This is a genomic window from Telluria sp. LT2P80 (assembly GCF_059685955.1).
The window spans coordinates 93,875-109,857 of sequence record NZ_JCASIO010000009.1 but is presented as its reverse complement, the minus strand read 5'-3'; the positions used below and the strand labels follow the sequence as shown (position 1 = coordinate 109,857).

The window sequence follows — 15,983 nt, the reverse complement described above, 5'->3', positions numbered from 1 at the left end:
TGAAAGGCATGCAATGCAGGAGAACGAACTGACGCTGGGCGATGGCCGGGTGCTGCACTATTACGACTGGAAGCCGGAGTTCGAGGAACCCGAGCTGACGGTATTCTGGCACCACGGCACGCCGAACATCGGCAAGCCACCTGCACCGCTGTTTGCTGCCGCGCTCGAAATGGGCATCCGCTGGATCGGCTACGACCGGCCTGGCTACGGTGGCTCGAGCGCACGCAGCGGTCGCGATGTCGCCTCGTGCGCCGAAGACGTCGCGCGCATCGCCGACCAGCTCGGGATCGAGCACTTCGCCGTGATGGGGCATTCGGGCGGCGGGCCGCACGCGCTGGCCTGCGCCGCGCTGCTGCCCAAGCGGGTCATTGCCGCCGTCAGCATCGCGGGCCTGGCGCCGTTCGATGCGGCGGGCCTGGACTGGTTCCAGGGAATGACGGCATCGGGCGCGGCAGCGCTGCGGGCCGCTGCGCAAGGGCATGCGGCCAAGGTGCAGCACGAGGGGCTCAATCAGGAATTCGATCGCGAGATGTTCACGCCCGAGGACTGGGCCGAGCTGTCCGGGACCTGGTCGTGGTTCGACAGCGTGGTCCGGCCGGCGCTCAGCGAAGGCCCGGGTGGCCTGATCGACGACGACCTGGCGTATGTCGCGCCGTGGGGCTTCGACTGCGCGCGCATCGTGCAACCGGTGCTGCTGGTGCATGGGGCGCAGGACCGCGTGGTGCCGTGTGCGCACAGCGAATGGCTGGCGCGCAGCTGCCGCTCGGCGCGGTTGTGGCAGCGGCCGGATGACGGACATATCTCGGTATTGAACAGCGCGGCGTCGGCGCTGGCGTGGTTGCGGGAGCAGGCCAGCGACGGGTGAAGTGGCGCTCGAAAATTCCCACGTCAGACGCCTGGTCCGCGGCAGCTGTCACGTCGGAACCAGCAAGGGAAACAGATCAGATCGACTTGCGGCGGCGGGCAGCCTCCAGACCAGCCAGGCCAACACCCAACAGCATGATGCTGACTGGTTCCGGGACGTCAGCCCGAATCGGGGCGCGATTATGGTTCAGGATGGCCAATGCTTGCGTCCAGCCACTTTCAATATTGGCAGAGCCATTGCTGAAGCTGATTGAACCGATACCGCCAGTACCAGGGTGCCGTGCAACGGTCAGAGCATAGGTTGCGCTCACACTGGCAATGACGAGGAAAAGGCCGGCAACGGCTATTTTGATTTTCATTACAAGTTCCGGTGGAAATAAATTACAAAAATTACTTAGAGCAATTTTTATGCCAGTAGGAAATTAATAAGTAAAAACAGCTACTTACCGAGAATCACTTTTGTAGGACTAGTCCTATGTAAAGTTTTCCGACAGTCAACTTTATTTGAATGCCATACGATTGCTGTTCAGGTCTGTCGTCACACCAGTTTTCGCCGGTGGCCTGATGGGCGCAAGCAACTACCCTCCGCTAGACCATGACCACTTACAAATTCAATCTCCCGCGCGAGGCGGCGACCGCGATGTTCGCCATCTGCCTGCTTCTGGCCCTGATGCTGCATGCGGTACCGGCGCTGCTGGCCGGTCTCCTGGCATTCGTGCTCACGCGCGGCCTGCTGAGCATCCTGCGCACGCGTGACCTGTACAAAAAGCTGCGCTCGCATGAATTCATTGCGAGCTTCGTGGTCGGCCTGGGGTCGATCGCGGTGCTCGCCATCATCAGCGTTCTGGTGGTCCGGTTGCTTGAGGGCGAATCGTTGCGGGCGTTCTCGCTGAAGGTGGCCGAGACGATCACGCAGATCAAGCAATTCCTGCCGCCGGCGCTGGCCGAGTACATGCCTGAATCGCTGTTCGAGATGCGCGAAATGGCGTCGGACACCTTGAAAGAGCATGTCAATGCGGTCGCGGGCTTTGGCTCGGGCATCCTCCGCAGCCTGCTGTTGACTGTGATTGGCTGGATCACGGGGGTGCTGGCCGCGGTGAGCATTACCGTCACGCCAACCGACGAAGGGAGGCATTCCGTCTTTTACCGGACCTGGCACCGCCACTGGAGCATGCTGGCCACCGCTTTCAAGAACGTGGCCTGGGCACAGACCAAGATTGCCGCCATCAACGCGACACTGACGGGGGTGTACCTGTTGGCCGTCATGCCGGCCCTGGGCTGGGACCTCCCCTATGTCAAAACCCTCATCCTGGCGACGTTCCTCTTTGGCCTGCTGCCCGTCGTGGGCAATATCGTGTCGAACACCCTGATCTGCACGATCGCGCTGAGCGTTGCGTTTCCGGCCGCCGTCATTTCAGCGGTGTTCCTCCTTGTCATCCACAAGCTGGAATATTTCCTGAGCGCGCGGATTCAGGGTCATCGCATCGGCGCGAAAGTCTGGGAACTGCTCATCGTGCTGTTTGCGTTCGAAATCATGTTCGGACCGGCCGGTATGGTCGCCGCCCCCGTCATCTACGCCTTCGTCAAAGCAGAGTTGAAACGTGTTCGCTGGCTGAACTGACGCTGGGCAAGCTGGCGTGAGTTATTAAAATTGTTGTAAGAATCTTGTATCTTTGGTTTACCAAATTGCAAATTTGGTCAGGCCAATCTAGAATCGATGAACCGGTTAGGCGATGCATCGTCCGGTGGCCTGACGCATCAACCAGATCGGCACCGGCTCTGACATCGAGCCTTCTTCGCAGTTAAAAAACTACAAGCCGGAGACATCTTGAAAACCAAACATCTACTGCAGGCCCTTGCGCTCGTCGCACTGGGTCAGGGGGGCGTGCACGCGGCGCCCCTGATGCTGCAAGACGCCAGCATCATCGCCACCTACAACGGCTCCGCCGACGGCATGCTCGGGCTGGATCACGGCTTCGCGGCCGGCCCGGGCGCCAATACCAGCAAGCTCGACCCTACCGATACGGGCGTGGAGTTCTTCACGTCGGATTTCCTGTTCGGGATCGACTTTTCCGCTGACGGCTTGCTGACCGTGATCGCCAACTATGCCGTCGCGCCCGGCGCCTACAGCATGCGGTTCGATCTTGGGAGCGCACTGCCGGTCACGGCGTTTACATTGACCGGTGCCAGCGGCGTCACCGGCATCCCGGGCCTGTCGATCATCGACAGTCACACGATCGCGCTCGACCTGAGCGGGGTCGACTGGAGCGAATTCGGCGCACTGAGCGCGCGCCTGGAAACCGGTACGGCGGTGGCCGTGCCCGAACCCGGGGCGCCCGCGATTCTGATGGGCGGCCTGGCCGCACTGGCGCTCGTACGCAACGGGCGCAAACCACGCGCCTGACCTCGCGTCTCTCGCCATTCAAGGACAGTCCGGCAGCGCGTCAAGCGCGGCGGCGGGCTCGCGGCCTCATTTCCTCCACCAGGAGAAACACATGCACTATCCAGGTTTGCATGCAGCGCTGTGCGCTGCCCTACTCTTTGCCAGCAGCGGACACGCTGCGGCAGCAGTCGATCCGGCGCGCCAGAGCGCCCCCGCCGATGGCTGGGCCAGCCAGGCCGGCGGCACCGTCGGCGGCGCGAATGCCGTCCAGTCCCAGATCTACACGGTCACCAACCGCGCCCAGCTGCTGGCCGCGATCCAGAATGGCGGCGTCGACCACAAGATCATCAAGCTCGTCGGCGTGCTCGACATGAGCGAAGGCCAGCCCTATGCCAGCAGCGCGGACCAGGCGGCACGCGGCGCGGTGCGTCTGAAAAGCAATACGACGCTGATCGGCGACGCCAATGCGGGCATCGTCAACGGCCACATCATCCTGTCGAACGTCTCGCAAATCATCATCCGCAACCTCAAGCTCGTCAATCCCTGCGACGTCGCGCCCGTCTGGGATCCGAACGACGGATCGAGCGGTAACTGGAACAGCGCCTTCGACGCCATTTCCGTGACGGGCTCGACCCATGTCTGGATCGACCACAACAGCTTCACCGACGCCCCGCGCACCGACAATTTCCTGCCTGTCGAGAACGGCAAGGTGAAGCAGTGCCATGACGGCGCGGTCGATATCACGAACGCGTCCGACTACGTCACCGTGTCGTACAACGTCTTCGGCGAGCACAACAAGAACAATCTGGTCGGCAGCGGCGACGGTGCAACGGCTGACGAGGGCAAGCTGCGCGTCACGTTCAGCAACAACGTGTTCCGCGACGTCACCAGCCGCGCCCCGCGCGTGCGCTATGGTCAGGTGCACCTGTTCAACAACTACTATGCCGGCTCGACGTCACATCCGGTCTACGCCACCAGCTACTACGTCGGCGTGGGCCACGCCGCCAAAATCCTGTCGCACAACAATGTGTTCGAAGTCGCGGGCGCCACCGCCTGCAGCGACGTCGTCGAGAATTTCGGCGGCACGATTCCCGGCGCCTTCAAGGACACCGGTTCGCTGCTCAACGCCAAACCGCTGGGCGCCTGCGGCGTGCCCACGACCGTCACCTGGACCCCGCCGTATGCCTTCAGCGCACGGCCGATCCCGCTGGTCAAGGCCAATGCGCTGGCGCAGGCCGGCGGCGGCAAGCTGGTGACGACCATCAGCGGCACCGGCAAGGTCGTCGTCGATACCGGCCCGACGCTGGCCTGCCCCGCGACCGGCCTCTACTTCTGCGACGACTTCCAGAATGGCGGCAGCGCCAAATGGGACCTGAAACCGTTGCCGGGGCCGAACGGCACCTTCAGCGTGGTGACGGAAGCTGCCGGCAGCGCCAACAAGGTGCTGCAATACACGGCAGCCACCACCGGCGGCGTGCTCGCCCTGATCAAGGACAGCGAGATGGGCGCCGTGCCGTCGGGCGACTACTTCGTCGAAGCCCGCATCCGCCCGATGACCAATAGCACCACCGGGAACAAGTTCCTGTTCCTGGTCACCCGCTACGTCGATGTCAACAACTGGTACGGCGCCGGCCTGAACGTGCAGAATGCCACCACCAGTACCCAGGTCGAGATCGTCAAGATGCTGAATGCGGCGCTCAACCGGCAGCGCGCGGTGCGCAAACCGATCGCGATGGACGCCCAGTTCTATACGGTGCGGTTCGAGATGGTCGGCACCACGCTGACGGTGTATCTCGACGGTGAAAACCTCGGCTCGGTCACCGACAGCAGCTTTGCCGCGCGCGGACGGGTCGGCCTGTACACGGCCAACAAGAGCTTCCAGATCGACGACGTGCGCATTGGCGACCCGCGCATGAAACCGGTGCAGCTCACGCTTGCCCCCGGCACGCCTACGTGGGCCGCCGAAGCCGGCGATGCCCCGCTGCAGGTACAGGTCACCGCGGTGGCGGCCGACGGCACGCCCGACAGTTTCACCGCCGAGTCGAGCAACGCTGCGGTGGCCACCGTCACGCTCGACGGCGCGACAGCCACGATCACGCCAGTGGGCGCGGGCACGGCGACCATCCTGTTCCGGGCCGGTTCGGATGCGACCATGACGCGTTCGGTTGCGGTGACGATTTCGCCACAATTTGTCCAGCCGACCCAGGTGTACCAGCTCGATGGCGTGGTCGCTCCGGCGGCGATGGAAGGCGCCGCCTACATCGACAGCACGCTCAGGCTGGTATTCGACAAGCCACCGGTCCTTGGTACGGGCGGCACGATCCGGGTCTTCCGTCAGGCGGACGATGCGCTGGTGGATGTAATCAAGCTGACCGGCGAAACCGACATGCTGGGTTATCCGGGCCAGGACCAGATCCGCAAGGTCAACACGACGCCGATCCAGATTGCCGGCAACACGGTGACCATCAAGCTGCACAGCAACAAGCTGGACTACAACACAGGGTATTACGTGGCGATCGCCGACGGCGTCTTCACGGGCACCAGCCTTGGCGGTGTGCCGTTCCGGGGCATCGGCAAACCGGCTGGATGGGCGTTCACCACTCGTTCCACCGTGCCGAGCGGCGCGAGCGTGACGGTTGATGATGACGGGGTGGCCGATTTCCGCACCGTACAGGGCGCGCTCAGTTACGCGATGAAGAACTTCGCCAAGGCCGAACCGGTGACGATCCGGGTGATGAATGGCGCGTACGAGGAGCTGCTCTTTTTGCGTGGCAAGGACAATGTCAGCATCGTGGGCCAGAGCCGCGACGGCGTGGTGATCCGCTATACCAACCACAACACGCTCAACCCATTTACCGGTGCCAGCCAAGTGGCGAACGCTACTGCGGCGGCGACCGGCGGGCGCGCCGTGATGCTGGTCGAGACGTCGGACATGCTCGTGCTCGATACCCTCAGCATCGACAACACGACGCTGCGCGGCCCCACCACCGGCCAGGCCGAAACGCTTTACTTCAACAATGATGGCGGCCGCCTGATCGCGAAAAACAGTGCGTTCTACAGCGAGCAGGACACGCTCAACCTGAAGGGGTTCAACTGGTTCTACCGCAGCCTGGTATCGGGCAACGTGGACTTCATCTGGGGCGGCAGCCGCGCCGCGCTGTTCGAAGAAAGCGAAATCCGCACGATCGGCGACACCTCCAGCCCGACCAGCGGTGGCTATGTGCTGCAGGCACGCGTGATCAATCCGGCCGACAAGGGCTTTGTCTTCCTCAACAGCGCGCTGACGCGTGGTCCGGGCCGTGGCCCGCTCAAGAGCGAAGTGCCGGACGGCGCCACCTGGCTGGCGCGCAGCCCGGGCGGCACGGCGAGCTACGACAACATCGCGTTCATCAACACCCGGATGGACCGGCATGTGGCGCCCGCAGGCTGGGCCGGGCTGGGCGTGAACAGCCAGCCCGCACCCAACCCGGTGGTGCCCAATGCGGTAAGCGGCTGGCGTGAATACGGCAGCACCGACCTTGCCGGCGTGCCGCTGGACCTCTCGCGGCGGGTTGGCGGCTATTTGCTGAGCGCCGATGAAATGGAAGCCGGGTTCTCGACCCGCGCCCAGGTGTTCTCGGCGTTTGGGGCCGGAGAAGGCTGGAATCCGCAGCCGTAACGAACGGTTGAAATGACGCAGGGCCCATCGCTTGGTGTACAAGCGATGGGCCCTGCGCGTTTGCTGCTTGTGCGTCTACCGGATTACTGGATCACGCCGCAAGCCATGCGGGCGCCGCCACCACCCAGTGGCGCCGGATGATCAGCGTGATTGTCGCCACCGACGTGCACCATCAGGGCCTTGCCCTTGAGGTCCGCCATTTTCATGCGCGGGGCCAGCACCGGATTGGTGGCCATGCCTTTTGCGTCAACGGAGAGGCCCGGCAGATCGCCCAGGTGGCCATCGCCCCATGGGGTGCCGTGCTTCTTGGTGTTGGCCGGATCGAGGTGACCGCCGGCGGCACCTGCAGGCACGGTCTTGCCATCTGCCTGGTTCGGTGCGCAGCTGCCGTTGGCGTGCACGTGGAAGCCGTGCAGGCCTGGGGTCAGGTCCTTGAGTTCAGGAGTGAACACGACGCCGTATTGGGTTTCGCTGATCTTCACGGTACCGATGCTGGCGCCTTCGCCTTTATCAGTCGCCATTTTCAGCGTGACCGACATGTCGGCCGCGCTGGCGGAGGCGCACACGGCGCCGAACAGGACAGCACTCATCCATTGTTTGTTCATGGTTCACTCCTTGGCAAAATTTCGGGATATTGAAAAGACAAGTGAGTGTAGACCATTCCATCCGGAGGGGGTGTTCGGCTGACCAGGCTTCAGGGCAACGGAAGCAGCACGCTGGTCGGCGCCGGATTCCATGTCACCCGGTGCCCGCTTCGTAGCGACGCAGCACGTCATCACACGACATGACTTCGGCGTATTCGCCGTGCAGGTTCGCAAGAGCCATTAAATGGACGTCCTCGGCGCTACGGTGCGTGCCGCCGAAATCCGTCTTGTCGAATGTGAAGGCCGCATCCGACACTACGATGGTGGAAAAGCCCAGATTGCCTGCTGTGCGTGCAGTCGCCTCGACCGAATTGTTGGTGCTGACGCCGACAATCACCAGATGCGTGATGCCGCGGATATGCAGCCAGCGCTCGAGGCCGCTGTGGATGAAGGCATCGGGGACGTTCTTTTCGACCACATGCTCATGGGCCAGTGGATGGAAGCGGGGTTGGAATTCCACGCCGGATTGGCCCGGTGCGAAGACAGAGTCCGGTGAGCGGCTGATGTGGCGGACGCTGACAATAGGGTGCCCTGCCGCTCGCCAGGCCGCATGCAGGCGCGCGATCATGTCTTCGGCGGTCGGGTTGTTGCGGGGTGGCAGGGTCGCGGATTGCATGCCCTGTTGCATGTCGATGATGATCAGGGCTGGTGGCTGGGGCATGCTGATTCCTCCGTGGCGGAATGGCTAAGCTAACACAGCAGGATGTTCGGCAACCAGTGTCAATCTGATAGGTCGCGGACCTTGGAAAATCTGCATCTACCAGATATTGGCGGCGTCTTTTCGCTCGCCATTTTTGCGGCAGATATGCAGCCGTTCCTGAGACAGCGTCTGGACCCACTGCGGAGATAACTTTGCTGCTTGACTGCGCATAAGTCGCAACGAGGCGGAATGGCTGACTATCCTCAGGTGGTGCATTCCACCAAACCATCTGGTCAACGAGGACATCAATCATGAGGGCGTCCGGAATGCTACCTTCGATTCACTGTGCAATATGAAACTCGTCACGCTAACGATGCTGGTCTACCCAGCGACAGTGTTTGCCGAGGTCAGTGACAAGGCGCCCTCCGCAGAGTTCTTCTGGAAAATTGGTCTGGCTGCAGCAATCATCTGCTTCGTCGGCGCCCGCATGAAACCGTGGCTCGGCATCATCTGCTTCCTACCCGTTGCGATATGGTTTGGGGGCCTGTTCCTGGAACCTCATTCACGTGATGTTGGCCCGCACTTACGCCTCGAACAAGGCGCTGCTTACTTCTTGCAGGCATATGCGGCCTTTGGCATCTCGTTGTGTGGACTCTTCGCGGGTTATGTCTTGCATCGCAAAAGCGTGACCTGACGTATGCAGACAGAGCATGACGATCATGTCCACATCGATCTACGTTGAGACGACCTCATGAACATTCATCGCTTATACCCGTTCATTTTTCTACTCGTGTCACCTGTCATCGCCGCTGACACCGATCCCGGGCCATATCTGCAAACAGCGGCCTCGTACCGCATCTATGGCGGCGGACTTGGAGCTCCAACAGCGCCCAAGCCGAACGACAAGAAAGGGGCATTTTCCATCGAAGGCCATGCTGCCCGGCAGATCTTCGATGCCATCGGGCCGGACAAACATGACCCGTGCACGGAAGGCAGCGGGATGCGCGTCCGCCACAAGGATCACGAACATCTGACTTGCACCTTGAGCGAAAAGAACGACTACGCGTGCAGCTTCGGATTCGACCTTGTGAGCGGCAAGAGCATCGGTGGCAGTATCTGTTGATGGCGCTTGCCGAAAACGCAGGCGAAAAAAAACGGCACCCCTCAGGGTGCCGTTTTCGCTTTCAACTAAGACGATTACTCGCCGTCGTCGTGCTGCTCAGCCGAAGCCGAAGCCGAAGCAACTTGCTGGTCTTCCATCGCTTGCAGCTCGGCGGCCATATTGGCCTTCTCTTGCTGCAGCAGTGCCTGGCGCTCTTCCGCTTCCCACACTTCCTTCTCTTTGCGAGCGCAGTGGAATGCCAGACCCGTACCGCTCGGAATCAGGCAGTCGACCACCCTGATACACTCAACTACAAGCCCATAACTCCCTCAACGTTGAAACCCGTTACTGGAAATCAGGGATATAGCTCTCTCGCAAAATTTTAGTTCGCGCTTCGATTGACAGTGGACCGAATTGCAGAGCGGCCTTTTGCTCACGACTAACCCTCTCAGAAATATCATCCATTTCCAAAGAGAGCAAGGTAAGCGCTTCCCATTTTTTTTCGGAATCAAATATCACCCTAGATCCATCGGGAACCTTTAACCCTTGAGCCCAACTGCGATTTCTTGTTAGCAAGTCCAAAAATCGGGTTGTCTCTGCCAGAATAGCCAATTCATTTGCGATTCCGACAGTAAGGGCAGTAATATCAGAATGCCAAATTGCCGATGCGATATCAAAGCTTGACAACTCAATTTTGGCACCATCCACTTCTGCATCGGCTTTAACGTTCTTCACTAATCTAATAGCCTTTTTTAAACCACCCAGTGCCAAAGCATCCCTCTGACTTATTTTAAATATGTGTTTAAACGGCATATTTAAAATTCTGACGGGCACAGACTTATCGAGAATTTCAACGCCCCTATCGCTTTCGCTGTTAGTATCTTGGTACTCGTCAGTATCAAACCAGTTAGCAGGAACAACGTCTACGGGACGACGAAGAGAACCTCCAGTAAGGTTAATTGCTTTTGGACCATCAGTTTTTACTTTTGCGGCTGGAAATGCCGATTCCAAAATCGTTTCAGATTCTTTTCTCAGCAATACTAAGCTATCAAGCGTGTTATACGAGACAGGATTTTTATATGAGCCTTGTTTCGCTTTACTGCCTTCCGTGCTGTACCTATGATAACTTGAGTCAAGCGTTAGAATATCGACATCACTCACCCCACGAATATGTAGATTGGCAGCGACTGAACCCTGAATGCGGAATTCAACTGTAATATCCTTTTTTTCTAACCCTTTTTTTAGTTGATTACCGACGCGGTCAGCCTCTTCAAGGCTAATTTTTGTATAGTCCGGATCCACTTCCTGCATTGCACCGAGTACATATTGAGTATGTTTCTGACTTGGGCTCCGCTTTGTATAACTCTCGCTTTTCAAGCTTTTAGCTAATACCTCGCTAATAGATTCAAGGCTTATCTCTTCAAGCCGATCTGCTCCACTGCGACGGGAATTCAGTGACTTAAGCTTGCTTTCAATATCACGTTTCATGTGGCCAATTTCCTTGTGAGCTTCATGGTGCCGAAGGTGTATCTTCCATGGCCATTAAAATATTCTCCATGACCGATCTTTAGATCGTTATCAAAAGTAATCTCCGCAGATCCTTTATGAGAATGCAATTCCGCCTCCCCTATTCCTGGGTCATTTTTATAGTTATATAACAGTCTGAATCCTTCAGCCTGATCATGAACTAGTGCGGCAGCTATGCTATTTGAGCGCGATTGTTTGGTCTTAAGCTGAACTCTTAACTTGTCCCAGCTCTGTATAATGGTAACCTCAGCCTCCCACTTAAAGCCCATGGTTTTATCTGGGTTAATCGTTTGTCCTTCACACAGCCAAGCTCCGGCGAGATCGGGGACTTTTAACAGGCCTGCTAAGCGGGGCTGCTTCCAGACACTTGACTCAAACCACCAATACAATACTGCATAAATCAACCCTGCGGTAAGTGGCCATAAAACCAGCGGAGGAACATAGTTATTCCAACCGAATTTCTCTGCGAGATTTATGAGCATGATTACCCCGCCCCCAATAGCTGACGCGATAATCGATGCTGCTACGGTCAAATATCGCCCAATTGCTGCGCGGTTAAGTCCGCCAAGTACTGAATACTCATGCTCCATATGCAATTCTCCTTGTAAGGAAGTAATTATATATCATAATTAACATAAGTTGTAATTATGCTAATTGCATAGGAAATATTATCTACATTTAACTTGAATTCTTTACTCGTACGATGCTTCGTTATTATCTGGCCAAAAAAAACGGCACCCCGCAGGGTGCCGTTTCATTTTCAACTAAGACGATTACTCGCCGTCGTCGTGCTGCTCAGCCGAAGCCGAAGCAACTTGCTGGTCTTCCATCGCTTGCAGCTCGGCGGCCATATTGGCCTTCTCTTGCTGCAGCAGTGCCTGGCGCTCTTCCGCTTCCCACACTTCCTTCTCTTTGCGAGCGCGGTGGAATGCCAGACCCGTACCGCCCGGGATCAGGCGACCGACGATGACGTTCTCTTTCAGGCCGCGCAGACCGTCGCGCTTGCCCATGATCGCCGCTTCGGTCAGCACGCGGGTGGTTTCCTGGAACGATGCGGCCGAGATGAACGAATCGGTCGACAGCGATGCCTTGGTAATACCCAGCAGCACGTTTTCGTACGTTGCCGGCAGCTTGCCCACCGCGTTCATGCGGTCGTTCTGGTCCAGCAGCTCCGAACGCTCCACCTGTTCGCCGATGATGTAGTCGGTGTCGCCTGCTTCGACGATCTGAACACGACGCAGCATCTGGCGAACGATCACCTCGATGTGCTTGTCATTGATCTTCACGCCTTGCAGACGGTACACGTCCTGCACTTCGTCGACGATGTAGCGGGCCAGCGATTCGATACCCAACAGGCGCAGGATGTCTTGCGGGTCGGCCGGGCCGTCGACAATCATCTCGCCCTTGTTCACGACTTGACCATCGTGGACCAGCACTTGCTTGTCCTTGGTGATCAGGAACTCGTGCTTGTTGCCGTCCATGTCGGTGATCTCAAGGCGTTGCTTGCCCTTGGTCTCTTTACCGAATGCGACAGTACCCGTGACTTCCGCCAGCATGCCGGCGTCTTTTGGCGAGCGTGCTTCGAACAGCTCGGCAACGCGTGGCAGACCACCGGTAATGTCTCGCGTCTTCTGCGATTCAGTCGGGATACGTGCCAGCACTTCACCGACGGACACTTGCTGACCGTCCTTGACCATGATCAGCGAGCCGACCTGGAAACCAATGGCCACGGCGTGTTCGGTGCCCGCGATCTTGACTTCTTGGTTCTCTTCGTTCAGCAGCTTGACCTGCGGACGCAGCACCTTGCCAGCCGAACCACGACGCTTCGGATCGATCGCGACCAGGGTCGACAGACCGGTCACATCGTCCACCTGGCGAGCGACGGTGACGCCTTCTTCCACGTTTTCGAAGCGGATGGTACCAGCGTACTCGGTAATGATCGGACGGGTCAGCGGATCCCACGTTGCCAGGGCGATACCAGCTTTGACAGCCTGGCCATCCTTGACGATCAGGGTCGCACCGTACGGCACCTTGTGACGCTCGCGCTCACGGCCATGATCGTCCGTGATCAGCACTTCGCCCGAACGGGTAATGACGATTTGCGCGCCCTTGCCGTTGGTGACGTAACGCATGGTTGCCGTGAAGCGAACCGTACCGTTCGACTTGGCTTCGACCGACGATGCCACTGCTGCACGCGATGCCGCACCACCGATGTGGAACGTACGCATGGTCAGCTGGGTACCCGGCTCACCAATCGACTGTGCTGCCACGACGCCGACTGCTTCACCGCTGTTGACCAGCATGCCGCGGCCCAGGTCGCGGCCATAGCACTTGGCGCACAGGCCGAAGCGCGTGTCGCAGTTCAGTGGCGTGCGGACCTTCACTTCGTCGATGCCGACGCGTTCGATCTCTTCGACCATGTCTTCGTCCAGCAGCGTGCCGGCTTCGAACAGGGTTTCCTGGGTTTCAGGATTGACGACATCGGTACCGGTGACGCGGCCGAGGATACGGTCGCGCAGGGCTTCGATGACTTCACCACCTTCGACCAGCGCCTTCATGTGCGTGCCGTTGTTGGTGCCGCAATCGTCCTCGATCACCACCAGATCCTGCGTCACGTCGACCAGACGACGGGTCAGGTAACCCGAGTTTGCGGTCTTCAGCGCGGTATCGGCCAGACCTTTACGAGCGCCGTGGGTCGAAATGAAGTACTGAAGCACGTTCAGGCCTTCGCGGAAGTTCGCGGTAATCGGCGTTTCGATAATCGAACCATCCGGTTTCGCCATCAGACCACGCATACCGGCCAGCTGACGAATCTGGGCTGCCGAACCACGGGCGCCCGAGTCGGCCATCATGTAAATCGCGTTGAACGATTCCTGGGTGCCTTCGGTGCCATCACGCTTGGTGACCGGCTCGATCTTCAGCTGGTCCATCATCGCCTTGCCGACTTCATCGGAGGTCTTGCCCCAGATGTCGACGACCTTGTTGTAGCGCTCGCCGGCGGTGACCAGACCCGAGCTGTACTGCTGCTCGATCTGTTTCACTTCGGCTTCAGCGGCAGCGATCATGCCCTTCTTGACGTCCGGGATCATCATGTCGTCGACGGCGATCGAGATACCGGCGCGCGTCGCCAGGCGGAAGCCCGACTGCATCAGCTTGTCGGCAAACACGACGGTCGCACGCAGACCGCACTTGCGGAACGACGTGTTGATCAGCTTCGAGATCTCTTTCTTCTTCAGCGAACGATTCAGCACCGAGAATGGCAAGCCTTTTGGCAGGATCTCGGACAGGATCGCACGGCCGACCGTGGTCTCGTAGCGGGTCAGGGTCTGGTCGAAGCCACCTTCGGCGTTACGTGGGAATTCCACGATACGCACGGTGATGCGGGTCGCCAGTTCGACTTCCTTGTTGTCGTACGCGCGGATGACTTCCGACACGTCCGGGAACATCATGCCCTCGCCCTTGGCGTTGATTGCCTCGCGCGATGCGTAATACAGACCCAGCACGATATCCTGGGACGGCACGATCGACGGTTCGCCGTTCGATGGGAACAGGATGTTGTTCGACGCCAGCATCAGCGTACGTGCTTCCATCTGTGCTTCGATCGACAGCGGGACGTGGACAGCCATCTGGTCACCGTCGAAGTCGGCGTTGAACGCCGCGCAGACGAGTGGGTGCAGCTGGATGGCCTTGCCTTCGATCAGGACCGGCTCGAACGCCTGGATACCCAGACGGTGCAGCGTCGGCGCGCGGTTCAGCATGATCGGGTGTTCCTTGATGACTTCCTCAAGGATGTCCCACACAACTGGCTCTTGCACTTCGACGAGCTTCTTCGCAGCCTTGATGGTCGTAGCCAGACCCATCAGTTCGAGCTTGTTGAAAATGAATGGCTTGAACAGTTCCAGAGCCATCAGTTTCGGCAGACCGCACTGGTGCAGTTTCAGCTGTGGACCGACCACGATGACCGAACGGCCCGAGTAGTCGACGCGCTTGCCCAGCAAGTTCTGACGGAAACGACCGCCCTTACCCTTGATCATCTCGGCCAGCGACTTCAGCGGACGCTTGTTGGCGCCGGTCATCGCTTTACCGCGACGGCCGTTGTCCAGCAGCGAATCGACTGCTTCCTGCAGCATGCGCTTTTCGTTACGCGTAATGATCTCTGGTGCGCGCAGTTCCATCAGGCGCTTCAGGCGGTTATTACGGTTGATGACGCGGCGATACAGGTCGTTCAGGTCGGACGTGGCGAAACGGCCACCGTCCAGCGGGACGAGCGGACGCAGTTCTGGCGGCAGGACCGGCAGAACTTCCATGATCATCCATTCAGGCTTGATGCCCGAACGCTGGAACGCTTCAAGCACTTTCAGGCGCTTGGCGTATTTCTTGATCTTGGCTTCGGACTTCGACTCTTTGAGTTCCACGCGCAGCGCGTCGGCATCACGGTGGATGTCGATCGAGCGCAGCAGTTCACGGATACCTTCGGCGCCCATGAATGCGGTGAAGTCGTCGCCGTACTCTTCGTACTTGGCAGCGTAGTCGTCTTCCGACATGATCTGGCTCTTCTTGAGCGGGGTCATGCCTGGATCGGTGACGACGTATGCTTCGAAATACAGCACGCGTTCGATGTCCCGCAGCGTCATGTCCAGGACCATGCCCAGACGCGATGGCAGCGACTTCAGGAACCAGATGTGCGCGACTGGCGAGGCCAGCTCGATGTGGCCCATGCGCTCACGACGCACCTTGGCCAGCGTGACTTCAACGCCGCACTTCTCGCAGATCACGCCGCGGTGCTTCAGGCGCTTGTACTTGCCGCACAGGCATTCGTAGTCCTTGATAGGACCAAAGATCTTGGCGCAGAACAGGCCATCACGCTCAGGCTTGAACGTACGGTAGTTGATGGTTTCCGGCTTCTTGACTTCGCCGAACGACCACGAACGGATTTTTTCAGGCGACGCCAGGCCAATCTTGATGGCGTCGAAACTTTCGTTTTGCTGAACTTGCTTGAATAGATCGAGCAGTGCTTTCATGTATCACTCCAGGTGATTGAATTCTTTACTGACTTGCTTGCCGCCAGCTCCTCACTGATTTTCGCCAGTGCTTGCAAACCCCCGACCCTAGAAACCGTCATTCCCGCGCAGGCGGGAATCCAAGTGTGCCGGCTGATTCACCGG

General features: G+C 59.0%; 12 protein-coding genes and 1 pseudogene. 6 read left to right on the top strand and 7 right to left on the bottom strand.

The genetic code is table 11. The features are described 5' to 3' along the window. Nucleotides 1-13 precede the first annotated feature (13 nt). Entirely contained in the window at nt 14-865 is an 852-nt protein-coding gene (locus AC56LW_RS20730) for an alpha/beta fold hydrolase (protein WP_332533316.1), read from the top strand. Nucleotides 866-941: 76 nt separating this feature from the next. Here the strand turns inward: AC56LW_RS20730 and AC56LW_RS20725 are convergent, their stop codons facing one another. Further along, nucleotides 942-1,223, bottom strand: a complete 282-nt coding sequence (locus AC56LW_RS20725; protein WP_499637233.1) for a PEP-CTERM sorting domain-containing protein — start codon at nt 1,221-1,223, stop codon at nt 942-944. A gap of 236 nt (nt 1,224-1,459) precedes the next feature. On the opposite strand from AC56LW_RS20725, the gene AC56LW_RS20720 reads away from it, so the two are divergent. The 3 genes from AC56LW_RS20720 (at nt 1,460) to AC56LW_RS20710 (ending at nt 6,905) form a co-directional block, all read left to right on the top strand. Further along, a complete protein-coding gene (locus AC56LW_RS20720) occupies nt 1,460-2,485 on the top strand; it encodes an AI-2E family transporter (RefSeq protein ID WP_499637231.1) in 1,026 nt (341 codons plus the stop codon). Between the two features lie 207 nt (nt 2,486-2,692). Beyond that, a complete protein-coding gene (locus tag AC56LW_RS20715; RefSeq protein ID WP_499637230.1) occupies nt 2,693-3,268 on the top strand; it encodes a hypothetical protein in 576 nt (191 codons plus the stop codon). Nucleotides 3,269-3,359: 91 nt separating this feature from the next. Then, nucleotides 3,360-6,905, top strand: coding sequence for a pectinesterase family protein (locus tag AC56LW_RS20710; protein ID WP_499637228.1), 3,546 nt, complete (start codon nt 3,360-3,362; stop codon nt 6,903-6,905). 83 nt (nt 6,906-6,988) lie between these two features. Here the strand turns inward: AC56LW_RS20710 and sodC are convergent, their stop codons facing one another. Together sodC and AC56LW_RS20700 are read right to left on the bottom strand one after the other, a co-directional pair. Continuing rightward, the gene (gene sodC, locus AC56LW_RS20705; RefSeq protein WP_258837106.1) at nt 6,989-7,510 is read right to left on the bottom strand and encodes a superoxide dismutase [Cu-Zn] SodC; all 522 of its coding nucleotides are present in this window, start codon (nt 7,508-7,510) and stop codon (nt 6,989-6,991) included. Nucleotides 7,511-7,643: 133 nt separating this feature from the next. After that, nucleotides 7,644-8,210 carry a cysteine hydrolase family protein gene (locus AC56LW_RS20700; RefSeq protein ID WP_499637226.1) on the bottom strand — a complete coding sequence of 189 codons (567 nt, stop codon included), beginning with the start codon at nt 8,208-8,210 and terminating at the stop codon, nt 7,644-7,646. Nucleotides 8,211-8,541: 331 nt separating this feature from the next. On the opposite strand from AC56LW_RS20700, the gene AC56LW_RS20695 reads away from it, so the two are divergent. Both AC56LW_RS20695 and AC56LW_RS20690 read left to right on the top strand, forming a co-directional pair. After that, nucleotides 8,542-8,883: a hypothetical protein gene (locus AC56LW_RS20695; protein WP_499637224.1), complete on the top strand. Its 342-nt coding sequence runs from the start codon at nt 8,542-8,544 to the stop codon at nt 8,881-8,883. Nucleotides 8,884-8,940: 57 nt separating this feature from the next. Further along, on the top strand, nt 8,941-9,312 hold the full coding sequence (locus AC56LW_RS20690) for a hypothetical protein (RefSeq protein WP_499637222.1): 372 nt from the start codon (nt 8,941-8,943) through the stop codon (nt 9,310-9,312). A gap of 74 nt (nt 9,313-9,386) precedes the next feature. Here AC56LW_RS20690 and AC56LW_RS20685 read toward each other — a convergent pair. The 4 genes and pseudogenes from AC56LW_RS20685 to rpoC form a co-directional block, all read right to left on the bottom strand. Further along, nucleotides 9,387-9,587 (bottom strand): annotated as a pseudogene (locus AC56LW_RS20685) (hypothetical protein); the annotation flags it as partial. Between the two features lie 49 nt (nt 9,588-9,636). Continuing rightward, a complete protein-coding gene (locus AC56LW_RS20680) occupies nt 9,637-10,779 on the bottom strand; it encodes a nucleotidyltransferase family protein (RefSeq protein ID WP_499637220.1) in 1,143 nt (380 codons plus the stop codon). Then, nucleotides 10,776-11,408 (bottom strand): Cap15 family cyclic dinucleotide receptor domain-containing protein, encoded by a 633-nt coding sequence (locus AC56LW_RS20675; protein ID WP_499637218.1) that lies wholly within the window; start codon nt 11,406-11,408, stop codon nt 10,776-10,778. Before AC56LW_RS20675 ends, AC56LW_RS20680 begins: the two co-directional genes overlap by 4 nt. Nucleotides 11,409-11,591: 183 nt before the next feature. Beyond that, complete coding sequence (gene rpoC / locus AC56LW_RS20670; RefSeq protein WP_183554430.1) at nt 11,592-15,839, bottom strand: DNA-directed RNA polymerase subunit beta'; 4,248 nt, start codon at nt 15,837-15,839, stop codon at nt 11,592-11,594. Nucleotides 15,840-15,983: the final 144 nt, after the last annotated feature.

Excerpts from the sequence above, each read along its gene's own strand:
- AC56LW_RS20730 (WP_332533316.1), top strand. The coding sequence starts at position 14 with ATGCAGGAGAACGAACTGACGCTGGGCGATGGCCGGGTGCTGCACTAT.
- AC56LW_RS20725 (WP_499637233.1), bottom strand. The coding sequence starts at position 1,223 with ATGAAAATCAAAATAGCCGTTGCCGGCCTTTTCCTCGTCATTGCCAGT.
- AC56LW_RS20720 (WP_499637231.1), top strand. The coding sequence starts at position 1,460 with ATGACCACTTACAAATTCAATCTCCCGCGCGAGGCGGCGACCGCGATG.
- AC56LW_RS20710 (WP_499637228.1), top strand. The coding sequence starts at position 3,360 with ATGCACTATCCAGGTTTGCATGCAGCGCTGTGCGCTGCCCTACTCTTT.
- sodC (WP_258837106.1), bottom strand. The coding sequence starts at position 7,510 with ATGAACAAACAATGGATGAGTGCTGTCCTGTTCGGCGCCGTGTGCGCC.
- AC56LW_RS20700 (WP_499637226.1), bottom strand. The coding sequence starts at position 8,210 with ATGCCCCAGCCACCAGCCCTGATCATCATCGACATGCAACAGGGCATG.
- AC56LW_RS20695 (WP_499637224.1), top strand. The coding sequence starts at position 8,542 with ATGAAACTCGTCACGCTAACGATGCTGGTCTACCCAGCGACAGTGTTT.
- AC56LW_RS20690 (WP_499637222.1), top strand. The coding sequence starts at position 8,941 with ATGAACATTCATCGCTTATACCCGTTCATTTTTCTACTCGTGTCACCT.
- AC56LW_RS20680 (WP_499637220.1), bottom strand. The coding sequence starts at position 10,779 with ATGAAACGTGATATTGAAAGCAAGCTTAAGTCACTGAATTCCCGTCGC.
- AC56LW_RS20675 (WP_499637218.1), bottom strand. The coding sequence starts at position 11,408 with ATGGAGCATGAGTATTCAGTACTTGGCGGACTTAACCGCGCAGCAATT.
- rpoC (WP_183554430.1), bottom strand. The coding sequence starts at position 15,839 with ATGAAAGCACTGCTCGATCTATTCAAGCAAGTTCAGCAAAACGAAAGT.